At 42.9% G+C, this 15,997-nt stretch carries 13 protein-coding genes; 7 read left to right on the forward strand and 6 right to left on the reverse strand.

Going from position 1 to position 15,997, the window contains the following annotated elements; translation table 11 throughout:
• Positions 1 to 25: 25 nt before the first annotated feature.
• Positions 26 to 964, forward strand: coding sequence for a 3-hydroxyisobutyrate dehydrogenase (mmsB, locus tag ACR64G_RS05405; protein WP_435980487.1), 939 nt, complete (start codon positions 26 to 28; stop codon positions 962 to 964).
• Positions 965 to 1,059: 95 nt separating this feature from the next.
• Here the strand turns inward: mmsB and ACR64G_RS05410 are convergent, their stop codons facing one another.
• A complete protein-coding gene (locus ACR64G_RS05410; protein WP_435980488.1) occupies positions 1,060 to 1,818 on the reverse strand; it encodes an IclR family transcriptional regulator in 759 nt (252 codons plus the stop codon).
• A gap of 551 nt (positions 1,819 to 2,369) precedes the next feature.
• Here ACR64G_RS05410 and ACR64G_RS05415 point away from each other — a divergent pair.
• Positions 2,370 to 3,113 carry a hypothetical protein gene (locus ACR64G_RS05415; RefSeq protein WP_435980489.1) on the forward strand — a complete coding sequence of 248 codons (744 nt, stop codon included), beginning with the start codon at positions 2,370 to 2,372 and terminating at the stop codon, positions 3,111 to 3,113.
• A 94-nt stretch (positions 3,114 to 3,207) separates the two neighbouring features.
• On the opposite strand, the gene ACR64G_RS05420 is transcribed toward ACR64G_RS05415, so the two are convergent.
• From ACR64G_RS05420 to ACR64G_RS05430, 3 genes are all read right to left on the reverse strand, one after another.
• Complete coding sequence (locus ACR64G_RS05420; protein ID WP_435980490.1) at positions 3,208 to 3,801, reverse strand: 4'-phosphopantetheinyl transferase family protein; 594 nt, start codon at positions 3,799 to 3,801, stop codon at positions 3,208 to 3,210.
• Positions 3,802 to 3,990: 189 nt separating this feature from the next.
• Entirely contained in the window at positions 3,991 to 4,533 is a 543-nt protein-coding gene (gene pal, locus ACR64G_RS05425) for a peptidoglycan-associated lipoprotein Pal (protein ID WP_435980491.1), read from the reverse strand.
• Positions 4,534 to 4,669: 136 nt separating this feature from the next.
• Entirely contained in the window at positions 4,670 to 5,257 is a 588-nt protein-coding gene (locus ACR64G_RS05430; RefSeq protein WP_435980492.1) for a DUF6231 family protein, read from the reverse strand.
• A gap of 413 nt (positions 5,258 to 5,670) precedes the next feature.
• Between ACR64G_RS05430 and pepN the strand changes: the two genes are divergently transcribed.
• Positions 5,671 to 8,310, forward strand: coding sequence for an aminopeptidase N (pepN, locus tag ACR64G_RS05435; protein ID WP_435980493.1), 2,640 nt, complete (start codon positions 5,671 to 5,673; stop codon positions 8,308 to 8,310).
• 240 nt (positions 8,311 to 8,550) lie between these two features.
• Here pepN and ACR64G_RS05440 read toward each other — a convergent pair whose 3' ends face one another.
• On the reverse strand, positions 8,551 to 9,630 hold the full coding sequence (locus ACR64G_RS05440) for a 3-deoxy-7-phosphoheptulonate synthase (protein WP_435980494.1): 1,080 nt from the start codon (positions 9,628 to 9,630) through the stop codon (positions 8,551 to 8,553).
• A 316-nt stretch (positions 9,631 to 9,946) separates the two neighbouring features.
• Between ACR64G_RS05440 and lpxB the strand changes: the two genes are divergently transcribed.
• From lpxB to ACR64G_RS05460, 4 genes are all read left to right on the forward strand, one after another.
• The gene (gene lpxB, locus ACR64G_RS05445; protein WP_435980495.1) at positions 9,947 to 11,233 is read left to right on the forward strand and encodes a lipid-A-disaccharide synthase; all 1,287 of its coding nucleotides are present in this window, start codon (positions 9,947 to 9,949) and stop codon (positions 11,231 to 11,233) included.
• Positions 11,234 to 11,336: 103 nt separating this feature from the next.
• Entirely contained in the window at positions 11,337 to 12,209 is an 873-nt protein-coding gene (locus tag ACR64G_RS05450; RefSeq protein ID WP_435980496.1) for a ribonuclease HII, read from the forward strand.
• Between the two features lie 214 nt (positions 12,210 to 12,423).
• Positions 12,424 to 13,722 (forward strand): CAP domain-containing protein, encoded by a 1,299-nt coding sequence (locus ACR64G_RS05455; RefSeq protein WP_435980497.1) that lies wholly within the window; start codon positions 12,424 to 12,426, stop codon positions 13,720 to 13,722.
• A 185-nt stretch (positions 13,723 to 13,907) separates the two neighbouring features.
• The gene (locus ACR64G_RS05460) at positions 13,908 to 15,194 is read left to right on the forward strand and encodes a CAP domain-containing protein (RefSeq protein WP_435980498.1); all 1,287 of its coding nucleotides are present in this window, start codon (positions 13,908 to 13,910) and stop codon (positions 15,192 to 15,194) included.
• A 39-nt stretch (positions 15,195 to 15,233) separates the two neighbouring features.
• Here the strand turns inward: ACR64G_RS05460 and ACR64G_RS05465 are convergent, their stop codons facing one another.
• Positions 15,234 to 15,899: a DUF924 family protein gene (locus ACR64G_RS05465; protein ID WP_435980499.1), complete on the reverse strand. Its 666-nt coding sequence runs from the start codon at positions 15,897 to 15,899 to the stop codon at positions 15,234 to 15,236.
• Positions 15,900 to 15,997: the final 98 nt, after the last annotated feature.

Raw genomic sequence — 15,997 nt, forward strand, 5'->3', positions numbered from 1 at the left:
TCATTAATCATCAAGGAGTGATGACATGAGTCCAAGCAAAAATAACGATAGCCAAAATAAACCCAATATTGCCTTTATTGGGCTAGGTAATATGGGCGCGCCAATGGCGGAGAATTTGATAAAAGCAGGGTATAAGCTCTCGGTATATGACTTGTCAGATGCAGCGCTCAAACGTCTACAAAGTGCTGGCGCACGAGTTGCAGCTAGTTCCAAGGATGCGGCACGCGAAGCTCAGGTAGTCATTACCATGTTGCCTGCTGGTAAGCATGTTCATGCGGTCTACTTAGATTGCGATGGGTCAGAGGGTTTGCTGTCATCATTGCCAAAGGGCACACTGGTTATCGATAGCAGTACGATTGCCGCAAGCGATGCCCGTAAAGTGGCAACAGAGGCCAGTAAATTGGGTATCGATTTTTTAGATGCCCCTGTTTCAGGGGGTACGGGCGGCGCTATCGCAGGTAGTCTTACCTTTATTGTTGGCGGCGAGGCTGACGGCTTTGCCAAGGCAAAACCTATCCTTGATGTGATGGGCAAAAACATCTTTCATGCAGGCGATCACGGCGCAGGACAAGTGGCAAAGATATGTAATAATATGCTACTTGGTATCTTGATGTCAGGGACGGCTGAAGCGATCAACTTAGGCGTCAAAAACGGCCTGGATGCCAAAGTACTGTCCGAGATTATGCTACAAAGCTCAGGACGCAACTGGACGCTTGAGGTCTACAATCCTTATCCGCAAGTGATAGAGAGCGTACCTTCTAGCAACGGCTACAAAGGCGGATTTATGACCGAGCTTATGCAAAAAGATCTAAACCTTGCGATGCAAACCGCTCAGGCAGTAGATGCTGAGACACCGATGGGTGCCAAAGCTACTGAATTATACAATGAGCATAGCATAGAGCATGGGGACAAGGATTTTTCTAGTATTATGGCGCGTCATGATAAGTCGGTGTTATCCTCTTAATGGTATAGATCCCTACCAATCTGTTAAGTTTAACGTAAAAAGCCGTTGGTGCTACTTTTGATAGCATCAATGGCATTTTACGTTGTAGATACTGTTTAACTTTGCAATTCATAGACCAAGGTTTGAATGTCTTTTGCAGCTTCGCGCAAACGCGGCACATGAGTGAGTAACTCTTCTAATGAGACTCGTATCGTTGGTGCATGAATATAGAGTGAACCTAGATAACGTGATTTTTTATCTAGTATGGCTACGGATACCGCTACCATCTCGGAGATAAACTCTTCGTTGTCGATACCTACCCCTGTCTGAGCAATATGATCGAGCTCATCATTTAAAGCATCGATATCAACAATCGTATTTTTAGTAAATTTGTCCAGCGCCAGGCTCTCTAGTATCTTATGCCGACTGTCCAAACTCAACTGACTAAGATATAACTTACCCGTTGCGGTGCACCACATAGGTGATTTTAAACCTATGGGCAAGTATATCTGCAATGGCAATTTGGTCGCTACTCGGTTGGTATAGATCATATCTGTATGATAAGGAACCCCGATACCGCAGGTCTCTTTTATCTGGTCGACTAGTTTTTGCAGGATCATTTGACGCTCATTAAAGAACTGCCTGTGCTGCCATAGCTCTACACTTAAATTGCGTACGCGCTTGCCAGGGATAATACCGCCACCGATGTCTACTGAAATGAACCCTTCATCAACTAGATTTTGAATCAAGCGATGTATCGTTGGCTTTGGGATGTCGAGTGCTTGAGAGAGCTCAAGCGGAGAGACGGGCTTTGGAGAGTAGGACACCGCTTCGATGATTTCTAATACACGAGTAATAGAGGATACTTTAGGCATATATAAAGCTCAGTATGAATTGATGTTTCTAGTGTCAACGAAGTTTAATTCTGATAGTCAGACGACATCAGTAGGGCGTTTATTTTGAACCTAATAATTATAATAGGTATTTTATCCAATCACCAGTTATAGCAGCATACTAGAGTTACCGGCAAGTTTAGAGACGTAAACCATAAGATGGTGGTTGTAAACCGGAGTCGACGGATACATCAACTCACAAACCGAAACAAACTGTAGTAATAAGTACTAGAATAATTACTGTTAGTATAATATATATAGTCCATTATACAGAAACATCTTGAAATACTTTTAAATTCATTTTTAGTGAGTTTCAAAAGTACTAGGCAGTAAAAAGCAAGTGTTTTAGATTGTAAGTATGCCCTTAATTACAATATACACCCAATCTTTACATAATGCTAAACAAAAGGCATCTCTATAGGGGTGACTTTTGAAGCTAAAATTGTTTTAATCTGCCCAACAAAAAAATGATTATTTAAACCATCCAATCGATCATTTTTATGGGCAAACAATCCCACACTTAGGAGAGAGTTATGAAATTCATCAAATTATCTTTGGTCACTGTTGCTGTCATGGCATCAACTGCTGCTATGGCCGCTGAGCCAGCATATCAGTACAGCAGCGATGCTGGCATCATTCGTAACACTACCGGTGCCTTTGTCGGTACAACTAAAACTATCTTCAATACTTTAACCAATCCTGCTTCAGTCAGCGCTGAAGTTGGTTCTTTAGGTTATGGTGCTAATGTTGGTTTTAGTGTTAACGAAAAAGTAGAATTACAAGCCGGTTGGGCAGGTGGCGATGTTGCTGACCTATTCGGTGGCGATTTTGACGTAGAAGACGTTGAGTATGATGTTGATTCAGACTTCAGCAACCCGTACCTAGGTGTTCAATTACGTCCTGCTGGTAACTGGTTCACAATGGGTGCTGGCGTAATCGTTCCAGACAACGAAATCGACATCAGATCAGATGGTGACAATGGTACATTCGAAATCAACGATGAAACCTATACTGGTGTTGGCGAGTTACGTGGTAGCATCAAACATCGTAACGAGTTGGCTCCTTACTTAACCGTTGGTTTCCGTCCAAACATCAGTAACAACTTTGGTGTATTTGGTGAAGTTGGTGCAGCGTATCTAGGTGACGTAAACGCTAAAGTAACTGCTACTGGTCCTGATTTGCAAGGCGCTGCTGATGCCGCGAACCAAGAACTAGAAAATGAAGATTACTTAGAGTGGTTACCTATCGTGAAGTTGGGTGCTACTTACCGCTTCTAATATCAGCTAATAAATAACTGATACGATAAAAAGACGTCCTTTGGGGCGTCTTTTTTTATGTGCCTAAATTTATATCTCTTAGGTCGTTTTTTACTTATAGAGTAATAACTATCTGCTGCTCAGGCAATAGCATGATTTGATAAGTGCTTTGCATGTCCTTTATCGCCATTGGCTTAGAGTTGTTGCCATCAATGTTTATGGATAGCTCATCTATTAAGTGAGCGTAATTAACACCCATACCTTGCCCAAGCGTATAATCATGCACTTTTATAAAGCATTCTTTAATTTGCCACAGTAATCGACTGACATAATCGCGCTCTATGCTATCGAGCTGAGTCAAGATAGCTAACTCATCTACATGATAGTAGCGCTGTACGATAGGCCACTTCACACTTTGTATCTCTATATCGATGCCTACTGGTCTATGAGTGCTCATAACGACAGCGACTTTATTAACAGAGTGGCTAAAACAGACATAGTAGCGATGGATCGTTAGCCGATATGGGAACTGAGTCTCATCTAGATCATCTCTAATATTAAGTTTATAAAGTAAACACTGTAGTAGATCTCGTACGCCTTTACGTTGCTGTTGACGTTCATGATTGAACGGAAGCTTATGGAGTTGATGGTTATTACACTCGTGGCTGTCTTGTCTATCGTAATGGTCAGGTATGATTTGCGCGCTCATGCACCATGTACTAGCGTCAAGCTGAGTAAAACACAAGTGGGATAGCGAGTCGGGCGACATAGTTGATCGAATATAGAATGAGGATATATTGAGAATAACATGCTTTTAATCAGCAAAAAACCCAGCGACGCTAAGGGTACTGGGTCTAATCAAATTAAATAGCTAAAAGTTAAAGGATTAACCTTTTAATTAGTAAGACAGTTCAGCGCGACGGTTTTGAGCGTAGGCCGCTTGAGTCGTACCTGTTGCAACAGGGCGCTCTTCACCATAGCTGATAACTTGAATATTGTTGACAGCGACGCCTTGATTAGCAAGATAGTCACGAGCGGCCCCCGCACGGCGCTCACCTAGAGCAATGTTATACTCACGGCTGCCGCGCTCATCTGTATGACCTGCGATCAGAACACCCGCTGCTGGATTTGAGCTTAGTAGACTCACATGCTGATTAAGAACGCTTGCTGCTTGAGCGGTAATATTACTACTATCAAAATCAAAATAGACCACAGCTTGTAGGTTATCAGCTGCGTTTACCACCATACCTGGGTTATCGACGAGGACAGCACCTGAATAGCCTACCTGACCACTAGGTACTCCGAGTGGAGCTACAACAACTTCTGAGGTCGCACGTTTGGTGGCGCAACCTGAAGTAATAGCAATCGTACCTGACAGTACAGCAAGCGCTGCAACCTTTACAAAGCGGCCGTGCTTGACAGAGTTAGTGTTCGTTGACATATAAATCTCCTAAAAGGTAAATTGAATTCTTATTTTAAAGCCACTCAATATATCATTGAGATAATTGCTACTCATCATATAACTAATGTTAATTTATGTAAGTATCATTACTGTAAATCTTATTTTGCTTATGATATTACCAGCGACCTCTATTCCAATTCTCAGGATTAGCCCAGTACTTACTGTTGAGCCAATTGGGCAGTACTTTATAATCATAAAGATTAAATTGCCATAAAGTAATGGATTGATCTAGTGCTGAAGACTCAGCAGAAGATGCGCTTTTGCTTACGGCTGGCATTTGATTAACGATATTAAAAGGCGTAAATCCATAGGCGCGCAAATCTATAGCGCTATCGATGGCGATGAGCAGATGAGCGGCGTATAGATCACGATATCGCATTAATAATGGAATATAATATTGTATTAACTCCTCAGGTAATGTTGGCAGCCAAAAACACACCAACTCATAACGCTCAAGCGTTTGCTGCTGATCGAGGATAGGTAAAGTTGTCAGTTTTGTCTTACCGTTATTGGTGCTATCAAGCTGTGTTTGTAACGATGAAAGGGTTACTTTATCTTTTGCTACCCATAGTAGTTCTAAACTATTACCAGACTGAGAGGATGCTTGCGTCACTTTTGAGGTCAATGTCGGCAGCAACGCCTTAACATAGTCAACTAGTAACGGCAGGCTGATGTTTGAGTGCTGAGTTGTGCGCTTAGTCATAGAGGTGAGCCGTTCGTTTAAATGAATATCAGTGCTGTCATTAAATCATTTTAAAGCGCATTATCCAATCATTAATGCTACTTAGTACTATACACAACGTCTAAGTTAATTCTCTTGATGTAAGCTATTTAATATTAGTTTTTGATAGTCTACTTGAAATACAGCCGATCAAATCAATGTAGCTAATATAGTCGATACTAAATAAAATGGATGCATTATTAAATAATGCGAAACTGGTATAAATTTTTGGGCTTGCTGTGCCCAAGCTGCTCGATGCTGCGAAAAATCCATCCTAGCTCCGCTATATCTTTTTTTATATTGAACTAACTATAGTATCTAAGAAATAAATAATAGTATAAAGCGCTGCATTTAGGCGCAAATTTTTTATCCCATAATCAATAATAGGAATAACCATGTCTGCTGCTGATACCGCAACCCTTATCAACCCTGATATGGCTGATGTACCCTTACATGAGCCAAGCAAAATCCACCTAAAAGACTACAAATTGCCAAGTTTCGATGTAGAGACCGTTGACTTGAATATCGAAGTATTTGAGGATCACGCTACTGTCGAGAGTACGCTGGTCATGCATCGTCAAACCGAAGGCGACTTGGTATTGTATGGGGAGGATGTTGAGCTGCTTAACATCCAGCTTGACGGAGAGTTGCTAGCAACTGAGCGCTATCGTATCGAAGATGGCAAGCTGACCATCGCTGATGCGCCAGACAAGCTAAGTTTGTACATAAAGGCTCGTATACATCCGCAAACGAATACGGCGCTTGAGGGTCTGTATATCGCAGGCTCTGGTAGTGAGACGATGTTTGTGACTCAGTGTGAGCCTGAAGGTTTTCGCAAGATTACCTTTTACCCTGATCGACCTGATGTCCTAGCTGTCTTTACTACTCGCTTAGAGGCAGACAAGCGCTATCCGACGCTACTTGCCAATGGGAATTTGATTGAACAAGGTGAAGTTGCAGGCGATGCCAATCGTCACTATGCAATTTGGGAAGATCCGACCAATAAGCCAAGCTATCTGTTCGCTTGTGTTATTGCAAACTTAGACGTACTAACCGATCATTTTACAACCAGTGAAGGTCGAGACGTCACTCTTGAGTTATATGCAAAATCTGATGATATTGATAAATGTCACGTCGGCATGCAAGCACTAAAGGATTCAATGCTATGGGATGAGGTCAACTATGGTCGTGCTTACGATCTCGATCGCTATATGATCGTTGCGGTTAGCCAGTTCAACATGGGTGCGATGGAGAATAAAGGTTTGAATATCTTTAACACCGCTTGCGTACTGTCTAGTCCTGAAACGACGACGGATGCACGCAGCTTCAATGTAAAAGCCGTTATCGCTCATGAGTATTTTCACAATTGGACAGGCAACCGTATTACGTGCCGTGATTGGTTTCAGTTGTGCCTAAAAGAGGGCTTTACTGTTTATCGGGATCAGTCGTTCTCAGCAGATCAGCAATCAAGTGCCGTACAGCGGATCGATGATGTCGCGACACTACGCGCGCATCAGTTCGCGGAGGACGCAGGACCACTGGCGCATCCTGTACGCCCTGAAAGTTTCGTTGAGATTAATAATTTTTATACCACAACTATTTATGAAAAAGGCGCAGAAATCGTGCGTATGATTGCTAATATGCTAGGTGCCGAGAATTTTCGTAAAGGTACAGATGAGTATTTTCGTCGTTACGATGGTCAGGCGGTGACCGTAGAGGATTTTTTATCTGCAATGAGTATCACTGATAGCAAAGTTGAGGGCTTTATTGATTGGTACCGTCAGCCGGGCACGCCCGTACTATCTGGTTATCAAAATTACGAAGATGAGACTCAAACCTTGACCATTACTTTGAGTCAACAGACGCGCCACGTCGCAGGGTTTGATGCACCAAAGCCGTTGCCTATTCCTGTCGCAACCGCAATATTTGATAGAGACTCAGGCAAAATTATCAACGAGCGTATGCTATTACTGGAGCAAGCGACGCAAACCTTTGTCTTTGAGAATGTCGCAAAGGCGCCTGTAGTGTCTTTGCTACGTGATTTTAGCGCACCTGTACAACTAAACTACGATTATCAAGATGAGGACTTAGCATTTTTGCTCACGCATGAGACCAACGGTTTTAACCGCTGGCAGGTGACGCAAATGCTGGTCAATCGTATACTGTTGCCGAGCGGTGGCGATAAGAGTAGCCCTGATATCTATCTGCAAGCACTAGTGGCAACTTTGCCTAAGCTTGCCTTGAGCGATGCTATGCTTGCAGCGCGTCTGCTTGATATTCCATCACCGCAAGAGCTGGCATCAGCTACGCATAGAGATTACGACCCAGAAGTGATCAAACAAGGGCGCGAGAACCTATATAAACAAGTGGCACACGCGCTAAAAGACCAATGGTCAGCTATCTATGAGCAGTTGCCATTACAAGCCTATACGGATACGCCAGAGGCGCTTGGCAAGCGGGCATTGCGTAATATCGTACTTGATATGGCACTAACTGCTAATATTGCAGGCGCTGATCAGTGGGCCGAGCAGCAGTATGATAATGCGAGCTGCATGACTGAGCGTTTTGGCGCGCTCAGAGCTATTGTCAATCACAAGCTAGAGAGTCGCGATGCATACCTAGCTGACTTTTATCAGCGCTTTGATACAGATGACTTGGTTATTGACTTATGGTTTAGTGTACAAGCCTCAAGCAACTATGTGACCACAGACACTATTGAGATGCTGCTTGCTCATGAGGACTTTGATTGGAATACGCCGAATCGTATACGTTCCGTGATAGGTGCGTTCACCGCACAGCCTGCTGTTCTGTGGACCTCGAAAGGGTTAGATATCTATATCGATGTGATTAAAAGGTTAGACGCGTCTAATCCAGTCGTCGCATCGCGTATGCTACAAGTGCTGGCTCGCTGGTATACCTTAGTAGAGCCGCAACGCGCGATGGCGCACGATAAACTGCTCGATTTACAGAAAAAAGCCACCTCCAAGCATGTACTTGAAAGTTTGGAGAGTGTATTGAGAGCAAAAGGGAGTTAATTTGCTTTAACAAGTTAAATAAAAGGCTAAACTGACATATCAGTTTAGCCTTTTAACGTTAACATGATAACTATTTTGAACTCTAAATATGTGGCTTGGGCGCAGGCTTTCTATCTGAATCACCAGAATTTGGCTCACCTTTTTTTAATGTTAAGCAAATACCTATCGGTTTAGTCAATTGATCCATAAAAAGCCCACCTACGAATAGATGGGCTTTTTATGGATTTAGATATTTAATGATTAACGGTTAGGCAAAATGTCTTTTACCATGTTACGTAAATTATGAAGCGCGGCTACAGTGCTATCCCAATCGAGACAACCATCAGTAATGGAGACGCCGTATTCAAGCTTGCTTAGATCTTCTGTAAGCTTTTGATTGCCGCCTTTGAGGTGACTTTCGACCATCATACCAATAATGGATTTGTTACCGTTTTCGATCTGTTCAGCGACATTATTGATAACCATCGGTTGCAAGTAGGGGTCTTTACCTGAGTTGGCATGGCTTGAGTCGATCATAATCTTGGTGCTGGTTTTGCCTTGCTCTAACTCGTTCTCAGCTGCTGCAACTGCTGTCTCATCGTAGTTCGGCTTACCGTTACCGCCGCGCAGTACTACATGCGCGTAAGGATTGCCTTTGGACTTGATGATAGAGACCTGACCGTCTGAGGATAGACCTAAGAAGCTATGACCTGCCTTTACCGCTTGCATCGCGTTAACGGCGACGGTCATACCACCATCCGTACCGTTTTTGAAGCCGACTGGGCAAGACAAACCAGAACTCATCTCACGATGGGTTTGGCTCTCAGTGGTACGAGCACCAATCGCCGACCAGCTGATCAGATCTTGCATGTACTGCGGCGTATTCGGGTCTAGGGCTTCAGTGGCACAGGGCAGGCCTTTTTCGTTAAGATCAATGAGTAGTTTACGTGCGGTACGCAGACCCTTTTCGATATCAAAGCTATCGTTCATGTCAGGATCGTTGATCATGCCCTTCCAGCCGACCGTGGTACGCGGTTTTTCAAAATACACCCGCATAACGATAAAGATCGTATCTTCTAGCTCTTTCGCTAGTTTTGCTAAGCGATCGGCATACTCGTGAGCGGCTTTTAAGTCATGGATAGAGCAGGGACCGATGACGATAAACAAGCGCTTATCTTTACCATCCAAGATATCTTGAATCGTATGGCGTCCTTTTAAGACCGTTTGGTAAGCAGGCTCTGAGAGCGGTAGCTCAGCTTTTAATTCAGCTGGCGTCACTAGGGGGATGAATTGTTCAATATTCACGTCGTCAATGTCTGCATTATGGGTAGCTGTTGTCATGATTATGTCGTCTAGCTTATTTATAGGAATAATCATTATGAGGTCAAAAGTAGTCGTTGACAAGGGTAGAGACGCAGTTAATTGACTGATAACTGGAATGATAAAACCAATGTTTTGTTATACTTGTTTGATAACAGGTCTTGGTATCGTCTATTATACCAACCTATAAGGCTGCTTAAAGTGGTTCAAATTGGTCGCAACACGCCATACAGATAGACGGTTTGGCTATTTATATGGCGGTCGCGTATGATGACGCCTTAGATGTTAAATCTCGTTAATGCTGTATTTTATGCCTGACAACTATTGAGAGCCCGCCATGCCAGACTCTGCAATCCCTTCTAAACTTAGCGATACACGACTAGGGAGTTATGAGCCAAAAACTAAGCCCTTGGTCATAGGAATAGTCGCAGGGGAAGTGTCAGGCGATAGTTTAGGTGCTGATTTTATGGCACAGATGAATAATTTGCGTGATGATATTATCTGGGTTGGCGTTGGTGGCATTCAGATGCAAGCACAAGGCCTGCAAAGCTTATTTCCTCTATCACGCTTAGCAGTTATGGGCTTGATTGAGGTGATGTCGCAATTGCCTGATCTGTTCAAAGCACGGCGCGAGTTACTAACCGCCTTTGATCGCGCGAATATTGATTGGTTCGTTGGCATAGATGCGCCCGATTTTAATTTGCGCGTCGCCAAAAAGCTTAAACCCAAAGGCGTGTTTTGCGTACAATATGTTAGCCCTTCGATATGGGCGTGGCGGGAGTCTCGCATTCATGGTATCAAGGCTGCGACTCATTTGGTGCTCTGTCTATTCCCATTTGAGTTACCTGTATACGAGCGTCACAATCATCCTGCCATATGCGTTGGACACCCGCTACTGCGCACGATAGATCAGGTGCTGATAGAGACACCGATGACGCAGCTGCGCAGCGAGCTGGTCTGGCACAATGATGGCCTGCAACAGTTTTTCATCGAACGTTTCGATGCGGTCAGTCAGCTTATCTGCGTGATGCCAGGATCCCGCCGCGGTGAGATTACTGCGATCTTGCCCTTGATGCTCGATGGTATACAAAAACTGATATTACTTGATCCGAAGTTGTGTTTTATCATTCCAACTGTTGATCAAAACCATCAGTACATCGTACAAGACGTCATTGATAAACGCTCAGAATCGCTACGGGCTGCGATTGTCGTTGTCTATGATGACAGCTTACCTACGTTTAGTCAGCAGGCAATGGCTGCCTCCGACATGGTCATGCTCGCTTCAGGCACTGCTACCTTGGAGGCGATGCTACTTGAGCGACCAATGGTCGTCATCTACCAGTTAAATCAGCTCACTTACCGAATTGCCAAGCGTTTGGTAAAAGTGCCTTATGTTGCGCTGCCCAATATTTTGGCAGGCGATGCTATTATTCCTGAGCTTATTCAAGAGCAAGCGACGGGCGACAATATTTGTCGCACTGTGATGCAATTGTTGCAGCCGCGCGCTTACGATGAACAATTAAGTGCTCTGGTTGAAACCAAACGCATTCTACAGCAGCAGAGTAATCACAATCCTGCTGATAGTGTCATTCAACAGGGTTTTGCGCAAAGCAACTATCGCTAGTGTCTACGTTTCATCAAGCTATAAATATCTATTGAATTACTACGGTCTTAAATCATCAAAAAGTAAGCTATCAGTCTAGGTCACCAAAACAAGCTATCAAAATATGACTCACTCAGAGAGTATCATCGTACTCGACAATATTATCGAAAGTATAAATATCAAAGGTCACTGTGTCCGCTTAAATGCGTCCATTACACTAGAGGGACAGCTGGATACTACTAAGCTGGCAGATGATATCAAGACAAATAAAAATGCGGAACCTGTCCAGCCATCACTACAAATAGGGGTGGACGAGGCGGGGCGAGGCCCACTATTAGGCTGCGTTACTGTCGCCGCTGTGATACTGCCAAGTATAGGGTCAGGTCTCATTGAGCAACAGCTATTAAAAGATACGCCGCTCTCTATACTTACCGATTCCAAAAAGCTCAGTGAGAAGAAACGCGATATTCTTTATCCGCTCGTACAGCAGTATGCGTTAGGGTTCGTGGTCGCTGAGATACCTGCTGGCGTGATAGATCAGATTAATATCTTACAGGCAACTATGTTAGGTATGCGTTTGTGTAGCGAAGCTCTGTTAAAGGCGATAGCAAAACATTCAATAAAAGTACTAAAAGATGATCATAGTGAGTACGTTGACCTGCAAGTAGAGCTACTATTCGATGGCAATCGCTGTCCAGATCTCGACTACTCGATGCTCGATGAACTAGGAGTATCGCAGTCTATAATCGATTGTCAGCCTTGGATAAAAGGAGATGCTCGTCATACAAGTATTGCTGCAGCAAGCATATTAGCTAAAGTTAGTCGCGACAAGACAATGTATGAGATGGATAGTCTCTATCCCCATTACGCTATAGCTAAGCACAAGGGTTATCCTACGCAAGCTCATATAAAAGTTATAGCGGTACATGGTATTTTACCTGAACATAGACGTAGTTTTTCACCCATAAAAAAGGCATACGATATCCTTGAGGATTGAATATATTTAGAGCGTTTTCAGTTTGGTAGTATGCCTCTCGAAAAATAAAATAGCCTAAGTAACAGTAAATAAGTGACTGAAATATAACATATTTTGGATATAAAAAATTAAGCAAATAATGTCTCTTTACTATTGAAAACTGTGTATCTTACGTTTATAGTTTGTAACTAGAGTTTGAGCAACATTCTAGTACTACTAAACAATCAAAGGATTGATGATGGTTTCAAAACTAATAGCAAAGCGTTCGAGCGTACTTATCTTTTCAACTTTGTTCTTGGTGGCATGTGGCGGCGGTGGTGACGGAGGCGGGGATTCAAACACTAGCTCTGATACCAACGAATCATCAGAGCCTAGTGTCCCGGAAACTGTCATCTCAGAACCGATCGTCTCTGAACCTATTGTTTCAGATTCAGATTCAGATACCCAAATACCTGATGAATCAGAAGAGGAACAAGAGAGTGATGATCCTGTAGACACAAATCCTGTAATACCAGACAACAGTGTAGCCGCTGCTCAAATCGCTGATGATAAAATAAGGTTGGCACGTACTAATTGCGGTTTAAATGGTTTGTCCGATGATTCAGAGCTTGGCGCAGTTGCCATCAAACATGCCAATTACATCAAATACGTATTCGCTAATAGTACACCAACCGTTTTTAATGCTCACAGAGAAGGGAGGATCAACGATATTGCTAATGTCACAGGCAATAACAATCCTTTTTTCGGCGGTATTACTTTTGGCCAGCGTTTATCTAACGCCGGCTATACGAACGTCTTTAATGGGGTTACTGAGAATATCGCGCAAACAGTATATTATAGTTCTGCTAATAATATAGTCACGCCAAACGTTGCAGCGCTTTCGATGACCAAATCTTTACTTGCTGCGCCTTATCATTTGCGTTCCCTTATGACGCCAAGTGCCAATCAAACAAGCTCTAGCTTTGTCGCCTACGAACCTCATGATAAATTAGGGTTTCAAAATGCAAAAGGCTATGTGCTAGTCAACCATGCTGCGGTAACTTCAGCGTCTAAAGACAACACAGTTGCAGGTGTCTTTACTTATCCTTGTCAAGGTGTGACTGGTACAGTCACCGCTCTTTACAACGAAAGCCCAAACCCGTTTAGAGGTCCAAATGGAGTACCTACTCGAGATTTGCGTAATAATCCGATAGGTCAGCCTATCTATGTCAATATGCCATCGGCTCAAACCATCAAAGTGAGTAACGTCAGATTTCTCGATATTAAACGTAACTTAAGCATACCAATTAAGCAGATAGATTTTGATGCTGATCCATACAAAGGAACCAACTTTGAGCTGCCGGCAAACGAGGCGTTCATCATGCCGCTTACAGATAGTCTAAAAAGCTGTGAGGCTAAGCGCACGCAGAATCAAAGCCAACAATGCGGTCTCTATGGTAACAGTGAGTATCGCGTAAGCTTTGATGTGCTAGTCGATAATAAAGATATGCAAAGTAAATCATTTATCTTTAAGACAGGCAATGTAAGTTACTAGCATACAATTAAAGACAAAGCAGGTTTGTCCTAGTTACGACTGACTTCATGAATACTAAAAAGTATAAGGTACCCCCTTATACTTTTTTTATTTATTTCCTACTCAGATTATAGAACGATGCTGTATTGTATTTAAAATTAATTTTACTGATAAGTTATAACTGATTAAAGAGAGTAGGGCTATTAATGACCGCTAAAACGTCAAGCAGATATTCAGGGCTACTGGTTATTTTACTATTGTTGTTACCTGCTTATGATGGTGTAGATAGAACGTACTTGAGCGATACATATATCAAAGATTTTGATGCTCTAGTCAATACACTTCGATCGAACATCGATCGTGATATTGGGTACACAACTGCGGTCGATGTGGTAGATGATAGAGCAGTGGCAGATAATGATGTTGATGACAGTGACAACAATCAAGATAGCGAGAGAGACTTAGAGATTGACAGAGGTTTGGACAATTATAATAACAATGAAAACGCGGCTTTGATTGCTGATAACGAGTTTAATCTAGCTAGAAGTCATTGTGGGTTAGATACTTTGTTACCAGATGAGAAGCTCAAGCAAATCGCTCTACAACACGCCAATTACATTAAATACGCTTTTGAGAAGTCTACACCGACTAGGTTTAATCCGCATTATCAGATGAAAATTAATGATATCGCTTCGGTAACGAGCACCAATAACCCATATTTTGGTGGTCTAGACGTTAAAAATCGCATGTTAAATGCGGACTATCCTAACATCAATTATGGCATCACAGAGAACATCGCGCAGACAAGGTACTATCATTCGGCAGGTAGACTAATATCTCCTACGGTTGCGACGCTTTCGATGGCAAAAACCTTGCTGGCAGCACCTTATCATCTGCGCTCACTAATGGCGCCACAATCAAAAGTCGTAGGCACAGCAGTGGTCGGCTACAAACCCTTTGACAAAAATAAAAACAACAACCAAGGGTATGTGCTAGTTACCAATGCAGCCGCCACCAGAGAAACGTCTAGAACGACATTCTCCGGTGTTTTTACGTATCCATGCCAAGGCATCAATGAAACTGTGACGGGACTTTATAATGAGACGCCAGATCCTGTAAAGCATACTGGTCGCAACCTAAGCACTGATCCGATAGGTCAGCCTATATACATTAATATGCCAAAAGCTAAACGAATTCAAATTATCAATGTTGAGGTTTATGACGTTGAGCGTGATGTATCAGTGCCCACGCAAGTCCTCAGTTATCAAAACGACCCGTACAAAAATACAGAGTTTGCCCTACCATCGAACGAAGCTTTTATATTGCCTATTACTGATGATCTAAACAGCTGCGAGACTAGGATAACAAAACAAAAAAACTGCGGACTGTATGGTAAGAGTGAGTATCGGGTTAGTTTTGATATTGTAGTCAACAATGGACGCGTGCAGAATCAGTCTTTTAGCTTTAGAACAGGAGCCGTTAATTACTCGTAACACGTTACTCCATTTCCATAGATCGCTACCTTTATAGGTTTAAAACGAAGAGCCAGGCTGCTCTAAGAACGCTTTTTCCTCATTAGTAGAGGTGCGACCTAGTACCTCGTTGCGGTGCGGATAGCGGCCAAACTTATCGATAATATCTTTATGACGGTGTTCAAAATCTAAAGTATTTGCGTCGTTTAATTGCTCAAATAGCGGCAAGTAACGCTCATGGATCATAGCTGACTCTGAGTGCATAAAGGGCATGATAATAAACCTGCGCCATTCCATAGGCAAATTATTAAAATGTGGCTGATCGATAGCTTCTTGCGCCAACACCAATGCCATACCGTCTTGTGCAAAAGCGCAAGCCTTATCTCGGCACAGATTGCGCGAGAACTGATCAAGCACAATAATCTCTGCCAATCGTCCCGCCAAAGCAGTAATTGAGCTATTACTGTCGGCTGACGCGTCTGCCATACGCCAAGTCACGCACTCGCCTTGCTTAGCCGCTTGCCAAATATCACTAAACTTATTCTCTATTCGTTTATCAAAGTCATCATTTTGTTCAAACCAATACCCATCACTATCCTTGTCGAACCAAAAATCTAAGACTGCGCGCGCGTCCGTATTAAGGTGCTCTAAACTGATGTTTTTTGGTTCGAGTTGAGAGGCATTGGCTTGACTTGCAGAGGTGGAATAATCCGTTGAGAGTGACATAAAATATTCTAATTATGGTGGATTTAGTCTACTATAGCGCAAATATTTATATCTGTCATGATAGCAATATTGTCTATCATATATAGCCATTAGGTGAC

This window comes from Psychrobacter sp. DM4 (assembly GCF_051307035.1).
Taxonomy (GTDB): Bacteria; Pseudomonadota; Gammaproteobacteria; order Pseudomonadales; family Moraxellaceae; genus Psychrobacter.

What these genes read in the sequence shown, in the direction of transcription:
- mmsB (WP_435980487.1), top strand. Translation starts at nt 26, where the DNA reads ATGAGTCCAAGCAAAAATAACGATAGCCAAAATAAACCCAATATTGCC.
- ACR64G_RS05410 (WP_435980488.1), bottom strand. Translation starts at nt 1,818, where the DNA reads ATGCCTAAAGTATCCTCTATTACTCGTGTATTAGAAATCATCGAAGCG.
- ACR64G_RS05415 (WP_435980489.1), top strand. Translation starts at nt 2,370, where the DNA reads ATGAAATTCATCAAATTATCTTTGGTCACTGTTGCTGTCATGGCATCA.
- ACR64G_RS05420 (WP_435980490.1), bottom strand. Translation starts at nt 3,801, where the DNA reads ATGAGCGCGCAAATCATACCTGACCATTACGATAGACAAGACAGCCAC.
- pal (WP_435980491.1), bottom strand. Translation starts at nt 4,533, where the DNA reads ATGTCAACGAACACTAACTCTGTCAAGCACGGCCGCTTTGTAAAGGTT.
- ACR64G_RS05430 (WP_435980492.1), bottom strand. Translation starts at nt 5,257, where the DNA reads ATGACTAAGCGCACAACTCAGCACTCAAACATCAGCCTGCCGTTACTA.
- pepN (WP_435980493.1), top strand. Translation starts at nt 5,671, where the DNA reads ATGTCTGCTGCTGATACCGCAACCCTTATCAACCCTGATATGGCTGAT.
- ACR64G_RS05440 (WP_435980494.1), bottom strand. Translation starts at nt 9,630, where the DNA reads ATGACAACAGCTACCCATAATGCAGACATTGACGACGTGAATATTGAA.
- lpxB (WP_435980495.1), top strand. Translation starts at nt 9,947, where the DNA reads ATGCCAGACTCTGCAATCCCTTCTAAACTTAGCGATACACGACTAGGG.
- ACR64G_RS05450 (WP_435980496.1), top strand. Translation starts at nt 11,337, where the DNA reads ATGACTCACTCAGAGAGTATCATCGTACTCGACAATATTATCGAAAGT.
- ACR64G_RS05455 (WP_435980497.1), top strand. Translation starts at nt 12,424, where the DNA reads ATGATGGTTTCAAAACTAATAGCAAAGCGTTCGAGCGTACTTATCTTT.
- ACR64G_RS05460 (WP_435980498.1), top strand. Translation starts at nt 13,908, where the DNA reads ATGACCGCTAAAACGTCAAGCAGATATTCAGGGCTACTGGTTATTTTA.
- ACR64G_RS05465 (WP_435980499.1), bottom strand. Translation starts at nt 15,899, where the DNA reads ATGTCACTCTCAACGGATTATTCCACCTCTGCAAGTCAAGCCAATGCC.